Genomic DNA, 15,367 nt, shown 5'->3' with positions numbered 1-15,367 from the left:
AATCCTGTCCAAAGTACTGCTTAACGGAAAGCAGTTATCCGCAATAAAAACGTGTGAATTTGTTTAATGGTTGAGCAGGCTACCCGAGGTGAGTTGCCGATACAATGCTCCCAGCGGCCACTATGATCTGTTCAGACCAGATGATTTTTCTGAACTTTTGTTTTTTGTGTTTTTAGTGATGTTAACTTATTGATAACTACAGGGTATGAGTGGTTATTTAGTGTTTATACTCTATTTTTGTGCTCCATGAGATCTATGTCATATTTTTGTAAGTAACATTTAATAGGTGTCTGCTCTATAAGGCTAAGTGTGATCTGTGTTTTAATTTGTTATCATTTGGAAAGTTAGTTTTAATTCCCTATGTGAAAGGTGTTTCCTGCACGAATTCTCTATGTTTATCTCAAATCATAGATGAGTTAAATTTGTTCGGTTTGGTGTTTTTTTGATGAGTGGTTTGAAGAAGTAAGCATGAGTAAAATGGAAAATCCAGTCGTTGATTTATGGTTATGTTCTTTGAGTGATTTGCGTGATGATATCGATAGCGTTTCGTGTCTTAAGCAAACACTCACGGCCGATGAAATAGCGAAAGTCGAGCGCTATCGAATGCCCTCATCTAAAATTCAGGCCCTGTATGTTCGAAATTACTTAAGAAAGGTGCTGTCTCGTTATTCTGATTTGATGCCTGAAGCGTGGCGCTTTGAATATGGCGAGAAAGGAAAGCCAAGTTTAGTCGCCGAACAGCAACTCAAGACGGGGTTAAATTTCAATATCAGTCATAGCAAAGAACATTTGTTAATCGCGGTTTACCTGAGAGAAGGGAAGCAAGTTCAATTAGGTGTTGATATTGAACACGCAAGAAGTTCGACCAATATCGACTCGATCATGAAGCACTACTTTTCAGATAAAGAGTTGGCGGATTTACTTGAGCTTTGCAAGGAAGAACAGAGAGAGCGTTTTTTCGATCTGTGGGCATTAAAAGAGTCGTACATCAAAGCGACGGGCAAGGGGCTAGCGACATCGTTGCGAAGCTTTTCGTTTGATTTCTCTAGCTTGACTAACAAGACATTGGAACTCAGGTCGTCAGGCTTTCAAACAGGGTTGTATCGCGAAATTAGGCTACATAATGGAATTAGGTTGGATTTGGATTCTGCTGAACAAAGCGATGTTTCTACATGTTGGCAATGTAGCTTAGGTCGATTGGATGACCAGTACCGATTTGCTGTTACGCTTGGTGGGAATTTGCTACCCATGCAGATAGAGATGAGAACCTTTTCGTCGTCTCATCTCCTTTAAGCGAGTTTGGTGAGGTGAGGTAAGATGAGGTTAACTCGTTTCGCCAAGCATCGCTTGTAATACTTCGGCAGGCACGGGCTGCAGTTGCTTGTCTTTATCTAGGCAAACCATTTCGATATCACCAATCACCGCAGGCTTAGTTGCATCTTTGCGCCACACTTCTTGTCGCCATAGCGTTTTGTATTTTCCATCGAGTTCAAAAGAGGTTCGGATGTCGCAGATCTCAGCGAACTCAACACCATCTTGAAAAGTCATGTTGGCTTTATATACCGCAAACCCCAGTCCATGCTCGTTCCACAATTCCGCCAGTTTATCGCTGCCCAATACATGCTCGCGCGCACGTTCGAAGTATTTAAGAAAGTTAGGGTGATAAACCACACCTGAGTGATCGGTATCTTCATAGTAAATTTGTACTGGGTGATGGTAGATCTGACTCATTGGTATCAACTCTTATTAAGTGTAAATCTGACTAAGTTGTGCAGCACTCTACAGGATAGGTCGAAATTACTTCAAGGTATCATCGGCAATGTGGCTTTTGGTCAGACCTCATTTATCACTGATGCTTTGGTCAGCTTCCACCCATTTACAAATATTCTATGTGTCATTTCCCACCCATTGATTTTTGCAGCGAGTTGGCGAGTGCAGCAGGCAAATATCATGAAGCCTTATGGTTAAAGGGTTGTTAATGTTTTGTGTTAATGTGGCGCGCTAATTGCCTTAGTGAAAGCACGCAGTTCCCATTGAAGGGCTGTTTTGTTTACTAAGGAGAATAATAATGTTTAAGCCTCTTACTCTGCTGTCTGTCTCTGCTCTTGCGCTCACAAGTTTTAATGCTGCTGCAAACTGTGACCCAGGTGAAATCGTGATTAAATTCAGTCACGTAACTAATACTGATAAGCACCCGAAAGGCATCGCCGCTTCTTTACTGGAAGAGCGAGTAAACACGGAAATGAATGGCAAAGCTTGTATGCAAGTTTTCCCTAACTCAACACTTTACGATGATAATAAGGTACTGGAAGCCCTGTTAAATGGTGATGTTCAAATGGCGGCACCATCGCTGTCTAAATTTGAGAAGTTCACTAAGAAATACCGCATTTTTGACCTTCCTTTCCTATTTGAAGACGTAGAAGCCGTTGACCGTTTCCAAAACTCAGAGTCTGGCGAAAAACTGAAGAACGCGATGAAGCGCCGTGGTCTGCAAGGTCTAGCGTTTTGGCACAATGGCATGAAACAGATGTCGGCGAACAAACCTCTTATCAGCCCTGAAGATGCAAAAGGTTTGAAATTCCGTGTTCAAGCATCAGACGTATTGGTGGCTCAGTTTGAACAACTAGGCGCTAACCCACAGAAGATGTCTTTCAAAGAAGTGTACGGTGGCCTGCAAACTAAGGTTATCGATGGCCAAGAGAACACATGGTCAAACATCTACGGTAAGAAGTTCTTTGAAGTACAAGACGGCGTAACTGAAACCAATCACGGTATCTTGGATTACCTAGTTGTAACGTCAAACGATTTCTGGAAAGACCTACCTGAAGATGTACGCACACAGCTTGGCACTATCGTTCAAGAAGTGTCTGAGACGCGTAACGCCGAATCTTCAAAAGTTAACCTAGCGAACAAAAATAACATCATCGAAGCGGGTGGTGAGGTTCGTACGCTTACGCCTGAACAGCGTGAAGCATGGGTAGCTGCACTTCAACCAGTATGGAAGAAGTTTGAAAAAGACATCGGTTCAGACCTTATCGATGCAGCGTTAGCTTCAAACCAATAACACCGCTAAGGGAGTGGCGAGTGTTCGTCACTCCTTATTAAAATAATTATAAGCGGAGTCAATTATGGAAAAGCCTCAAATGGAACAACCAAATTCTAGCGAATCAGCACTGGAAACATCTCTTTTTTCCAAAGTCGGAAGAGTTACGGATGTGATTGAAGAGTCATTAATCGCATTTTTCCTTGGCGCAATGACGCTACTTACTTTTGCCAACGTGGTATTTCGATACGCATTCAATGGCAATATCTTGTGGGCACTAGAACTGACTGTGTTCATGTTCGCTTGGATGGTGTTAGTGGGCGCATCTTATGGCGTTAAAAAACACTTCCACATTGGCGTTGATGTCATCATTAACCTTGCCCCAGAAAAGCTACGTAAAGTGTATGCGTTGATCGCCGTTACAAGCTGCCTGGCCTTTTCAATCCTACTTCTTATCGGTTCTTGGAATTACTGGTACCCGTTCGCGACCGAGCGCGCTTGGTATGAAACCGATGATATTCCAATGCCCGAGATGCTTCAGTTTCTTTCTGACTGGATGAATGAAGGCGAACGATACGAGAAACTGCCACGTTTTATTCCTTACATGGCACTACCGATTGGTATGGCAATGCTGACGTTCCGATTCATCCAAATCGCTTATCAAGTGGCGACGGGCAAGCTTGACCGCATGATTGCAGGTCATGAAGCCGAAGAAGAGCTGGATGCATTGAAAGCTGATGTGTTAGCGGGTTCTGATGAAGACGCGACAGCGGTATTGGATTCGGCTAAGCAAAACAAGGCGAACGAGTCGGGTACAAAATCTAACGGTAAGGAAGACTAATCATGGCAATGTTATTTCTATTTTTAATGGTAATTGCTTTCATGTTGGTCGGTGTGCCAATCGCGATTTCCCTTGGTTTATCGAGCGTTATATTCTTGTTGATGCACTCTGATGCGTCATTAGCTTCAGTCGCACAAACGCTGTTCAACGCATTTGCAGGCCACTACACACTCTTAGCGATTCCTTTCTTTATCTTGGCCTCTAGCTTCATGTCTACGGGTGGTGTGGCGAAACGTATTATCCGTTTTGCTATCGCAATGGTCGGCTGGTTCCGCGGCGGTTTAGCGATGGCGTCGGTTGTGGCATGTATGATGTTCGCAGCACTATCTGGATCGTCTCCAGCAACGGTAGTGGCAATCGGTAGTATTGTTATCGCTGGTATGATCAAAAACGGCTACACAAAAGAATTCGCGGCAGGGGTTATCTGTAATGCGGGTACTTTGGGTATCTTGATTCCACCGTCAATCGTGATGGTTGTTTATGCTGCGGCGACGGATGTATCGGTAGGTCGTATGTTCCTTGGTGGTGTTATTCCTGGCCTGTTGGCTGGTGTGATGTTGATGATTGCTATCTACATTGCAGCACGTATTAAGAAGATTCCTGCGCAGCCGTTTGTGGGCTGGGGCGAGATGTTTGCAGCTGCCAAGGATGCGAGTTGGGGTTTGTTGCTGATTGTTATCATTTTAGGTGGTATCTACGGTGGTATCTTTACACCGACAGAAGCGGCGGCAGTCGCAGCGGTTTACGCTTTCTTCATTGCTAACTTTATCTACAAAGATATGGGGCCATTTGCGGACAAGAACAACACAAAGCCTGCGCTAGTTAAGGTGTTTCAAACCTTCTTCCACAAAGACACCAAAGATACGCTTTACGATGCGGGTAAGCTGACCATAATGTTGCTATTTATCATTGCCAACGCCTTGATTCTTAAGCATGTACTGACAGAAGAACGCATTCCTCAGATGATCACGGAATCGATGTTGTCTGCAGGTTTAGGTCCAATCACCTTCTTGATTGTGGTGAACGTACTACTCTTGATTGGTGGGCAGTTCATGGAACCTTCAGGCTTGCTGATCATCGTGGCACCGTTGGTATTCCCAATTGCAATTGCACTTGGCATCGACCCTATCCACCTAGGTATCATGATGGTGGTGAACATGGAGATAGGGATGATAACGCCGCCAGTGGGGCTCAATCTGTTTGTGACCGCCGGGGTCGCCAAGATGTCGATGATGAACGTGGTGAAAGCGGCATTGCCTTGGGTAGGCGTGATGTTCTTATTCCTGATTATCGTAACGTACGTGCCTTGGGTTTCGACATGGTTACCGACCACATTGATGGGGCCGGAGATCATCACGAAATAGAGAGTCAAATCATAGCGAAGTGATGGGGAGGACTAAACCTCCTCATCAATGATTTTTCCATATCGAGAGCCAGAATCAATCGGTTCATACAGCGCTCTTTTTGCCTCTAACTCTGGTGTGTCTAAGTTGACATGATTATCAGTGTAAAAAATACCGTCAATTTCGAACGTATCGGTGATCGAGGGAACTTTTGTTTTCTCACCCATAATGACCTCCTTATTATCTTGGTTGCATAACATCCTGTTGAGAGATAAGTATAGGTGATCTTGCTCGCAAATCTAATTTAGTTTGGTTCTACCTTATAAGACTCTTTCGTTAGCTGGTGTTTTTGCATCTTATCGTAGAGGGTTTTCCTCGGTAATTGCAGCCTCTCCATGGTCTCTTTAATGCTGCCATTACACTCAATAAGCGCTTGCTTTAACGTGTTTTTCTCAAAGTCAGACACCAGTTCTGCCAAAGACAGTTCTTGACTGATTTGATTGGTGTTGTCTGATAAGTGAGAAAGCTTACCTAAAAGTACAAACCGCTCTGCAGTATTACGTAATTCTCGTACATTTCCCGGCCAATCATGGGCTAAAAGTGCGTGCAGTTCCTTTTGGGGGAGTGCTGGTGCTGTCTTGCCATAACGTGCTGCTGCGACCAGTAAAAAGTGATGAAAAAGTGCAGGGATATCTTCTTGGCGGCTTCTTAACGGTGGTAAATCCAAGGTGACGACATTGAGTCGGTAGTAAAGGTCTTGTCTGAAAGTCCCTTCTTCAGCCGCCTTCTTTAGGTCGATTTTGGTGGCGGCAATCACACGAATGTCGAGAGGCACCAAGCTATTGGATCCAACTCTCTCAATCACGCGTTCCTGTAATACACGCAGTAGGCGAATTTGTGCCTGCATCGGCATGGATTCAATTTCATCTAAGAATAGGGTTCCGCCTTGAGCAAATTCAAATTTACCGACACGTTTACTTTCTGCGCCAGTAAACGCGCCTTTCTCATGTCCATAGAGTTCGCTTTCAATCAGGTTCTCTGGAACCGCCCCGCAATTGACGGCGACAAAGTTTTGCTCTCGGCGACTGCTTTGTTCATGTAGAGAACGAGCAACTAGCTCTTTGCCCGTCCCCGTTTCGCCAAACAATAAAATATCGGCGTTGGTATCGGCAACATGAGTGATGATAGAACGTAGCTCTGTCATTGATTGCGTGTCACCAATGATTCTCGGCCCAAGCGCTTTACTGGCCTTTAAAGAGCGCTTCAATTCAAGATTCTCGAGTGTGAGTTGACGTTTTTCTATTGCTCGTTTGGTGGTTTCGATTAGACGTTCATTGGCGAACGGCTTTTCGATGAAGTCATAAGCGCCATCTTGGATCGCTTGTACAGCCATCGAAATATCGCCGTGACCAGTGATCATAATCACGGGGATCTCTTTGTCTTTGTGCATCACGGTGTTGAGCAGATCATGCCCAGAAAGACCTGGTAAACAGATATCAGTGATGATTACGTGGGGTAAGCCGTTCTCTTGAATTGCGAGCAGAGCAGACTCCGCATCGGGAAAGAATTCGGCATCAATGTCGGCGAGACCAAAGCTCTGTTCAATCGCCACTCTTAGGTCGGGTTCATCATCAATGAAATAGACGTGACACATAATTATTCCTTTAATCTTTTATTTTTATTATTGGTGAAGGCGTACTGGTTTGCTTAGCGACTAATCTGATTCTTTTGTTGGAACTATGGGTAATTCGATACTAAATCGAGCACCACCTTGAGGGCTGCTACCGGTAACGAGTTTGCCGTTGATTCCGCTGATTATTTGCTGAGAAATTGACAACCCGAGTCCGAGCCCATTTTTCTTAGTGGTATGGAAGGGTTCAAAAAAATCTCCGCTCGAAGGGGAACTGAAACCGGGGCCATTATCATCGACATGAATCAGCAAGGTGCTGGTTTGTTGGTGGTCGGATTCCCTAATCTCTAACAGAATAGCTAATTGTTTGTCGTCTTGTTGTTCCATCGCCTGAATCGCGTTGGTTAGCAGGTTAATGATCACTTGCTCCAGTTGAATGGCGTTGGCGAGCACGCAAGCATCAAAGATTTCAGGGAGTTCGTTGACCTTAACTCGTTCACTCTTGAGTTGTGGCTTCATCAGTTCTTTTGATGAGTGCAATACCGGCAGTATCTGTAACGTGTGCAGTTCTTCCGCGGTGGATTTCTTGGCGAAGGAACGAAGCTGGTGGCTGATTTTCGCCATACGGTCCGTGAGCGCCGAGATTCGCGAGAGGTTGTCATCGACACGATCGGTCTTTTCTTTGGCAAGAAACAGTCGGCCGTTATCGGCATAACTACGAATTGCCGCTAATGGGTTATTTAGCTCATGACTGATGCTTGCTGACATTTGTCCCAATACTGCCAGTTTGGCGGCTTGGATGAGTTCGTCTTGTGTCTGCCTCAGTACATGTTCGGTTTCGATTCGGTGCTTAATCTCGACATGTAACTCTGAAGTACGTTCAAGCACTTGAAATTCTAGCTTTTGCTTGGCTTCTGATTGCAGCCTGTCAATTTGTGCACGCCTTTGTTGCCGATGGTGATTAAGCTGCATCGTCAGGTAAATAATGGCGAAAATAAGGCTCAAAACCACGAGATAAGCCGCCAAGTCCCACCAAACTAAATGGGTTGGAGAAAATACTCGTATGGTGAGTTTTGGCTCGGCTAGGAAGCGTGAGGAGCTATAGAACTGCTCTTGGACGAGTTTGTGTGGTGACTCAATATTGCTAGTCGCACTCTCGAAATCGCCGGAGAAATGCAGGCTTTCTATTTTGGTATCGAGATACTGCCTGCTTTCTTGAATTCGAGTGTGTTGTTGTTCGCTTAGTGGTTGAAGGCTTTTGAACAGCCACTCAGGATTGCTCGACATAAATACGATCTGGTCTTTATCGTCAGCAACAAAAAAACTCTGCTTTCCTTTCCAACTTGCTTCAATCAGCGATAAATCCATCTTTACGACAATGACGCCAATAATCTCGGCGGCATAGGAGACGGGGTAAGAATAATAATAGCCTCGTTTCCCTGAGGTTGAACCTAGCGCAAAATATTGATTTTCATTGCCAAGAATCGCTTCTTGAAAATAGGGACGGAAAGCGAAATTTCGACGAATAAAAGAACGCGGTAGATTCCAGTTACTGGCTGCTATGGTGGTGCCAATGCTATCTAACAGATAGGTGTCCGATGCTTGAATCACCGAGTTTACGTGTTCTAGGTAGCGATTGGTGAGTTCGATTTGCGCAGAGTTACTTGGAGAGTGAAGAGCATCGACCAACTCTTTGTCTTTTGAAAGCAGCTCGGGAATGTGCGCGAACTTGTCCAGTTGGCTTGAAATATGAACCGAAAATCGGTCTAGCTTAGATTGATGATCATTTAACAAACTTTCATGGCTTGTGTTCCACACCCAATGACCGCCAAAGACCATCAGTAGACTGTATGTGGCCATTAATAGTATTGGGATTCTCAAAGCTTGAAACATGAAGGCTCTCCGCTCATTTCTTTGGTAAACAATCAAGCCTGTCTTCTCTCGTTTATAGTCGCAAATAGCGGTAGTGTTTGCTGAAAGTAGAGAGTCGCCAGATGGATGTAGGTTAAGGGTTTGTAACGGGGATTGTTGAAAAAGTTATCGACTCTGAGGGGTAAAACAAGAGCAAGATCTCTTTTTAAAGTTTTTAGCAAAAAAAGCCCTCGATTCCCTTGAAAAAGTCGCTATTGTCCCCATTTCTGTTGTGCTAAGTGATGATTTGATCGTTTTTGTATCATTTAGTTGGACGAATTTAGAGCATTCATCATCATGCAGAGGTGAACGGCTCGACAGAGATTAAACAGATCGCTAGAATGTCGCGTCTAAAATTTCTGTCCTGAGGCTAATCGGAGATACCTTTCTTGTTTTCGAAAACAAGCTTTATTGCGTTTTAATCGACGCGTGAAGAACGAAGATATCGCTGATTAGTCTGGTGTTTGGTTGAATAATCAATTCAGACATCAATGCTCGATTTTAAATTAGGTGTTCGGATAGAGCACTACACAAGGATGCAGCCAACAACGTCGGCTTTTGAATTAAAGCTAAGTTACGGCTCATATGCTCAGATTACTGAGCCAGTTTTGAGGTTTATATAATGCAAGTTACTGTTGAAACGCTAGAAGGCCTAGAGCGCCGTCTTAATATTACTGTTCCTGCTGCTAACATCGAAGATGCAGTTACAGCTGAACTACGCAACATCGCGAAAAACCGTCGTTTCGATGGCTTCCGTAAAGGCAAAGTGCCAATGAAGATGGTTGCTAAAATGTACGGCAAAGCAGTACGTCAAGACGTGATGGGCGAAGTAATGCAACGTCACTTCATCGAAGCGATCGTTAAAGAGAAAATCAACCCAGCTGGCGCACCTACTTTCGCACCAGTTGAAAACAACGAAGGCGCTGACCTAGTATTCAACGCAACTTTTGAAGTTTACCCAGAAGTTGAGCTGAAAGGTCTAGAAAACATCACTGTTGAGAAACCAGCAGTAGAAGTTAAAGAAGCTGACGTTGAAGAGATGATCGAAACTCTACGTAAGCAACAAGCAACTTGGACTGAAGTTGAAGCTGCTGCTGACGCTGGTTCTCGTGCAACTATCGACTTCGTTGGTTCTATCGACGGTGAAGAGTTCGAAGGCGGTAAAGCTGAGAACTTCCCACTAGAGATGGGTGCTGGTCGCATGATCCCTGGTTTTGAAGACGGTATCGTTGGCAAAACTGCAGGTATGGAATTCGAAATCGAAGTAAACTTCCCAGAAGATTACCACGCTGAAAACCTAAAAGGTAAAGCTGCTAAGTTCTCTATCAAGCTGAACAAAGTTGAAGCTCGTGAGCTTCCAGAACTAAACGAAGAATTCGTTTCTAAGTTCGGCGCAGCTGAAGGCGTTGAAGGCCTTAAAGCTGAAGTTCGTAAGAACATGGAGCGTGAGCTTAAGCAAGCTGTTAAGAACCGCATCAAAGAGCAAGCAATTGACGGTCTAGTTAACGAAAACAACATCGACGTACCTTCTGCTCTAATCGATCAAGAGATCGGTGTTCTACGTCAACAAGCTGCTCAACGTTTCGGTGGCAACACTGAAGCTGCTGACCAACTTCCACGTGAGCTGTTCGAAGAGCAAGCTAAACGTCGCGTAGTTGTAGGTCTTCTTCTTGGTGAAGTAATCAAGACTGAAGAGCTAAAAGCTGACGACGAGAAAGTTAAAGCTATCATCGAAGAGATGGCTACAGCATACGAAGATCCAACAGAAGTTATTGCTTACTACGAGCAAAACGAGCAAATGATGAACAACATGCGCAATGTTGCTCTAGAAGAGCAAGCTATTGATGCAATCATCGCTAAAGCTCAAGTTTCTGATAAAGAAGTTAGCTTCAACGAGCTAATGAATCAGCAACCTGCTTAATATAGTAATATCTGACGTAGAAGGTTGACGTACGGTCAACAATTCTGCTAACAATGGTCCGTATGATTTAATCATTCGGGCCATTTATTTTAGGGACATAAGAATATGAGCTACCAAGAAAAAAATACAATGCCATCGATTATGGACGCACTAGTTCCTATGGTGGTTGAACAGACTTCCCGTGGTGAACGTTCTTACGATATTTATTCTCGTCTATTAAAAGAACGTATCATTTTCTTAACAGGTCAAGTGGAAGACCACATGGCAAATCTTGTCGTGGCTCAACTGCTTTTCTTGGAATCAGAAAACCCAGACAAAGATATCTATCTTTACATCAACTCACCTGGCGGTAGCGTAACAGCGGGCATGTCTATCTATGACACAATGCAGTTCATCAAACCAAACGTGAGCACAGTATGTATGGGTCAAGCTTGCTCTATGGGTGCATTCTTACTAGCGGGTGGTACTCCTGGTAAGCGTCACGTGCTTCCAAACTCACGTGTAATGATTCACCAGCCACTTGGCGGCTTCCAAGGCCAAGCGTCTGATATTCAAATTCACGCGCAAGAGATCCTAACGATCAAGCAAAAGCTAAACAAATTATTGGCAGAGCACACAGGTCAGCCTTTAGAGGTTGTTGAGCGTGATACAGATCGTGATAATTTCATGTCTGCTGATCAGGCTGTAGAATACGGTTTGGTGGATTCAGTTCTTAATCACCGCGGTCAATAATTGCAGGGCAATTGTTTAACGCAAAGTGATTCAAATTGATATACACTCAAACATAGAGAGTAAAGGCTAAGAGGTTAGCGAATGACAGATAAAAGCAAAGAGGGTGGTAGCGGTAAATTGCTTTACTGCTCTTTCTGTGGCAAAAGCCAGCACGAAGTTCGCAAGTTAATCGCAGGTCCTTCTGTTTACATTTGTGATGAATGTGTCGATCTTTGTAACGACATTATTCGTGAAGAAATTAAAGATGTTCTTCCAAAGAAAGAATCGGAATCGCTGCCAACGCCGCGTGAGATTCGTGAGCATCTTGACGACTATGTAATCGGTCAAGAATACGCGAAAAAAGTGCTAGCAGTTGCAGTATATAACCACTACAAGCGTTTACGTAATGGTGATACGACGGCTGAAGGCGTAGAGCTAGGTAAGAGTAACATTCTTCTTATCGGTCCTACTGGTAGTGGTAAAACCCTACTGGCTGAAACACTGGCTCGTTTCCTAGACGTTCCTTTCACAATGGCAGATGCAACAACACTAACCGAAGCGGGTTATGTGGGCGAAGATGTTGAAAACATCATCCAGAAGTTGCTTCAGAAATGTGATTACGACGTAGCGAAAGCGGAACGCGGCATTGTTTACATCGATGAAATCGACAAGATTTCTCGTAAAGCTGAAAACCCATCAATCACGCGAGACGTGTCTGGTGAAGGTGTACAGCAAGCTCTACTAAAACTTGTTGAAGGTACAGTGGCTTCAGTTCCACCTCAAGGTGGTCGTAAGCATCCACAGCAAGAGTTCTTGCAAGTGGACACGTCTAAGATCCTATTTATCTGTGGTGGTGCGTTTGCCGGCCTAGATAAAGTGATTGAGCAACGTGTAGAAACAGGTTCAGGTATCGGCTTTGGCGCAGAAGTGCGTTCAAAAGACGAAACCAAAACTATCGGTGAATTGTTCACTCAAGTAGAACCTGAAGATCTAGTGAAGTATGGTCTGATTCCAGAATTCATTGGTCGTCTACCTGTTACAACAACACTGACAGAGCTTGATGAAGAAGCGCTAATCCAAATCCTTTGTGAGCCAAAGAATGCACTGACAAAACAGTACGCTGCATTATTTGAGCTTGAGGATACAGAGTTAGAATTCCGTGAAGACGCCCTACGCGCAATTGCGAAGAAAGCAATGAACCGTAAAACGGGTGCTCGTGGTCTACGCTCTATCTTGGAGGGTGTTCTACTAGAAACTATGTACGAACTGCCATCTTCAACTGATGTAAGCAAAGTTGTTATTGATGAGTCGGTAATTAATGGTGAGTCAGAACCACTATTGATTTACAGCAACTCAGATAATCAAGCAGCTGTTGCAGAGTAGGTCTTTTTAAGACTACACACTCAAATTGAAAAAGGAGGTAAGCAATTACCTCCTTTTTTTTATTCTTCCATTGAATCCAGTCGTTTAAGCCCCATATACTGCTTTATAAGTTAAAGCGGAAGAGAGAAATATATGAACTTGGAACGTTCCGAGCGTATCGAAATCCCCGTGCTACCTCTACGTGATGTAGTGGTTTACCCACACATGGTTATTCCATTGTTTGTTGGTCGTGAAAAATCGATTACTTGCCTTGAATCGGCAATGGAAGCTAACAAACAAGTACTACTTGTAGCGCAGAAAGAAGCGGACACTGATGAGCCTTCAATTGACGACCTATTTAACGTAGGTACAGTCGCTACTATTCTTCAGTTGCTAAAGCTGCCAGATGGTACCGTAAAAGTACTTGTTGAAGGTCAGCAGCGTGCAAAAATTCACCAGTTCAAAGAGAGTGAGTTTTTCTTAGCAGATGCCGAATACGTTGTTACCTCAGAACTTGACGAAAAAGAACAAGAAGTGGTTGTTCGCAGTGCGATCAATCAATTCGAAGGCTTTATTAAGCTGAACAAAAAGATTCCACCAGAGGTTCTAACATCGCTGAACGGTATTGATGAGGCTGCACGCCTTGCTGATACTATTGCTGCGCACATGCCACTTAAACTGGCAGATAAGCAGCACGTTCTAGAAATTTCTGATGTGACGGAACGTCTGGAATTCTTGATGGGCCAAATGGAGTCAGAAATTGACATCCTACAAGTTGAAAAACGCATCCGTGGCCGCGTTAAGAAACAGATGGAAAAGTCTCAGCGTGAGTACTACCTGAATGAGCAAATGAAAGCGATTCAGAAAGAACTTGGCGAGATGGACGACGCACCTGATGAATTCGAGACTCTGAAGAAGAAGATCGAAGATTCAAAGATGCCTCAAGAAGCTCGTGAGAAAACTGAGCAAGAACTGCAAAAACTGAAAATGATGTCGCCAATGTCTGCTGAAGCAACAGTAGTACGTAGCTACATTGATTGGATGGTTGGTGTTCCTTGGGCTAAGCGTTCAAAAGTTAAAAAGAATTTAGCCAAAGCGGAAGAGATCTTAAACGAAGATCACTACGGCTTAGAGCGTGTTAAAGAACGTATTCTTGAATACTTGGCAGTACAAAACCGTATCAACAAGCTGAAAGGTCCAATCCTTTGTCTTGTTGGTCCTCCTGGTGTTGGTAAAACTTCACTAGGCCGTTCGATTGCAGCAGCAACGGGTCGTAAGTACACTCGTATGGCTCTAGGTGGCGTACGTGACGAAGCGGAAATCCGCGGTCACCGTCGTACTTATATCGGTTCACTTCCGGGTAAGTTAATCCAGAAGATGTCTAAAGTTGGCGTTAAGAACCCACTGTTCCTATTAGATGAAATCGACAAGATGTCTTCTGATATGCGTGGCGACCCATCTTCAGCTCTTCTAGAAGTGCTAGACCCTGAGCAAAACAACGCATTCAACGATCACTACCTAGAAGTCGATTACGATCTGTCTGATGTGATGTTTGTGGCAACGTCTAACTCGATGGACATTCCTGGCCCGCTACTGGACCGTATGGAAGTGATTCGTCTGTCGGGTTACACAGAAGACGAAAAGTTGAACATTGCTAAGAGCCACTTACTGGACAAGCAAGTTCAACGTAACGGTCTTAAGCCTCATGAGATTGAGATTGAAGACTCTGCAATCATCGGCATCATTCGTTACTACACGCGTGAAGCGGGTGTGCGTAACTTAGAGCGTGAAATCTCTAAGATCTGTCGTAAAGCAGTGAAGAACATCTTGCTAGACAGCAGCCTTAAGTCTGTAACGGTTAACATTGATAACCTGAAAGAGTACTTAGGCGTGCAACGTCATGACTTCGGTAAAGCGGATGAAAGCAACCGTATCGGCCAAGTAACTGGCTTAGCATGGACGCAAGTAGGTGGCGATCTACTGACTATCGAAACTGAATCCATGCCAGGTAAAGGTAAGCTAACGCAAACCGGTTCACTGGGCGATGTGATGAAAGAGTCGATTCAAGCGGCAATGACCGTGGTTCGCTCTCGTGCTGAAAATTTGGGTATTAACACCGATTTCTACGAGAAACGTGATATTCATGTTCACGTACCGGAAGGTGCAACGCCAAAAGATGGCCCGAGTGCGGGTATCGCAATGTGTACTGCATTGGTCTCTAGCTTAACGGGTAACCCTGTGAAAGCAGAGGTCGGTATGACAGGTGAAATTACCCTTCGTGGTGAAGTTTTACCTATCGGTGGCTTGAAAGAAAAGCTGCTTGCAGCGCACCGCGGTGGCATCAAAACAGTCTTGATTCCTAAAGACAATGAACGTGATTTGGAAGAGATTCCAGACAACGTAATCGCTGACTTGAAGGTGATTCCGGTTCAATGGATTGATGAAGTACTGAAAGTCGCACTAGAACGAGATCCGTCAGGGGTCGAGTTCGACGTGAAAAAATAGTGATGCATAGCAAAAATAAGTAAAGAATTACGCTGATAGGCCCGAAAAGGCTTGTCAGCGTTTTTTTTGGACGCTAAGTTATTCGACTAAAGCGGCAGCC

Annotated in this window: 12 protein-coding genes and 1 pseudogene; 9 read left to right on the top strand and 4 right to left on the bottom strand. The window is 44.2% G+C overall.

Annotation, left to right across the window (positions count from 1 at the left end; genetic code table 11):
- Positions 1 to 477: 477 nt before the first annotated feature.
- Positions 478 to 1,293, top strand: a complete 816-nt coding sequence (locus K08M4_RS10430) for a 4'-phosphopantetheinyl transferase family protein (RefSeq protein WP_086050425.1) — start codon at positions 478 to 480, stop codon at positions 1,291 to 1,293.
- A gap of 30 nt (positions 1,294 to 1,323) precedes the next feature.
- On the opposite strand, the gene K08M4_RS10425 is transcribed toward K08M4_RS10430, so the two are convergent.
- On the bottom strand, positions 1,324 to 1,731 hold the full coding sequence (locus tag K08M4_RS10425; protein ID WP_086049811.1) for a thioesterase family protein: 408 nt from the start codon (positions 1,729 to 1,731) through the stop codon (positions 1,324 to 1,326).
- Between the two features lie 337 nt (positions 1,732 to 2,068).
- On the opposite strand from K08M4_RS10425, the gene K08M4_RS10420 reads away from it, so the two are divergent.
- The 3 genes from K08M4_RS10420 to K08M4_RS10410 all read left to right on the top strand — a co-directional run bounded on the left by K08M4_RS10420 (position 2,069) and on the right by K08M4_RS10410 (position 5,248).
- Positions 2,069 to 3,064 carry a TRAP transporter substrate-binding protein gene (locus tag K08M4_RS10420; RefSeq protein ID WP_016788636.1) on the top strand — a complete coding sequence of 332 codons (996 nt, stop codon included), beginning with the start codon at positions 2,069 to 2,071 and terminating at the stop codon, positions 3,062 to 3,064.
- 64 nt (positions 3,065 to 3,128) lie between these two features.
- A complete protein-coding gene (locus tag K08M4_RS10415) occupies positions 3,129 to 3,884 on the top strand; it encodes a TRAP transporter small permease (RefSeq protein WP_086049810.1) in 756 nt (251 codons plus the stop codon).
- A gap of 2 nt (positions 3,885 to 3,886) precedes the next feature.
- Positions 3,887 to 5,248, top strand: a complete 1,362-nt coding sequence (locus K08M4_RS10410) for a TRAP transporter large permease (protein WP_048616045.1) — start codon at positions 3,887 to 3,889, stop codon at positions 5,246 to 5,248.
- Between the two features lie 32 nt (positions 5,249 to 5,280).
- Here K08M4_RS10410 and K08M4_RS22125 read toward each other — a convergent pair whose 3' ends face one another.
- The 3 genes from K08M4_RS22125 to K08M4_RS10400 all read right to left on the bottom strand — a co-directional run bounded on the left by K08M4_RS22125 (position 5,281) and on the right by K08M4_RS10400 (position 8,750).
- Positions 5,281 to 5,454, bottom strand: coding sequence for a hypothetical protein (locus K08M4_RS22125; RefSeq protein ID WP_017101579.1), 174 nt, complete (start codon positions 5,452 to 5,454; stop codon positions 5,281 to 5,283).
- A 77-nt stretch (positions 5,455 to 5,531) separates the two neighbouring features.
- Positions 5,532 to 6,881 (bottom strand): sigma-54-dependent transcriptional regulator, encoded by a 1,350-nt coding sequence (locus K08M4_RS10405; protein ID WP_086049809.1) that lies wholly within the window; start codon positions 6,879 to 6,881, stop codon positions 5,532 to 5,534.
- Between the two features lie 60 nt (positions 6,882 to 6,941).
- Complete coding sequence (locus K08M4_RS10400; protein WP_086049808.1) at positions 6,942 to 8,750, bottom strand: sensor histidine kinase; 1,809 nt, start codon at positions 8,748 to 8,750, stop codon at positions 6,942 to 6,944.
- A gap of 163 nt (positions 8,751 to 8,913) precedes the next feature.
- On the opposite strand from K08M4_RS10400, the pseudogene K08M4_RS22480 reads away from it, so the two are divergent.
- The 5 genes and pseudogenes from K08M4_RS22480 to lon all read left to right on the top strand — a co-directional run.
- Positions 8,914 to 9,096, top strand: a pseudogene (locus K08M4_RS22480) (hypothetical protein); the annotation flags it as partial.
- A 294-nt stretch (positions 9,097 to 9,390) separates the two neighbouring features.
- On the top strand, positions 9,391 to 10,689 hold the full coding sequence (tig, locus tag K08M4_RS10395) for a trigger factor (RefSeq protein WP_004736079.1): 1,299 nt from the start codon (positions 9,391 to 9,393) through the stop codon (positions 10,687 to 10,689).
- A 105-nt stretch (positions 10,690 to 10,794) separates the two neighbouring features.
- Positions 10,795 to 11,421 carry an ATP-dependent Clp endopeptidase proteolytic subunit ClpP gene (clpP, locus tag K08M4_RS10390; RefSeq protein WP_004736080.1) on the top strand — a complete coding sequence of 209 codons (627 nt, stop codon included), beginning with the start codon at positions 10,795 to 10,797 and terminating at the stop codon, positions 11,419 to 11,421.
- Positions 11,422 to 11,502: 81 nt separating this feature from the next.
- Complete coding sequence (gene clpX, locus K08M4_RS10385; RefSeq protein ID WP_009847283.1) at positions 11,503 to 12,783, top strand: ATP-dependent protease ATP-binding subunit ClpX; 1,281 nt, start codon at positions 11,503 to 11,505, stop codon at positions 12,781 to 12,783.
- Positions 12,784 to 12,915: 132 nt separating this feature from the next.
- Positions 12,916 to 15,267 (top strand): endopeptidase La, encoded by a 2,352-nt coding sequence (gene lon, locus K08M4_RS10380; protein ID WP_086049807.1) that lies wholly within the window; start codon positions 12,916 to 12,918, stop codon positions 15,265 to 15,267.
- Positions 15,268 to 15,367: the final 100 nt, after the last annotated feature.

It is taken from the genome of Vibrio syngnathi, assembly GCF_002119525.1.
Taxonomy (GTDB): domain Bacteria; phylum Pseudomonadota; class Gammaproteobacteria; order Enterobacterales; family Vibrionaceae; genus Vibrio; species Vibrio syngnathi.
Note: the sequence above shows the minus strand (reverse complement) of the source record. Positions and strands in the feature narration are given on the sequence as shown.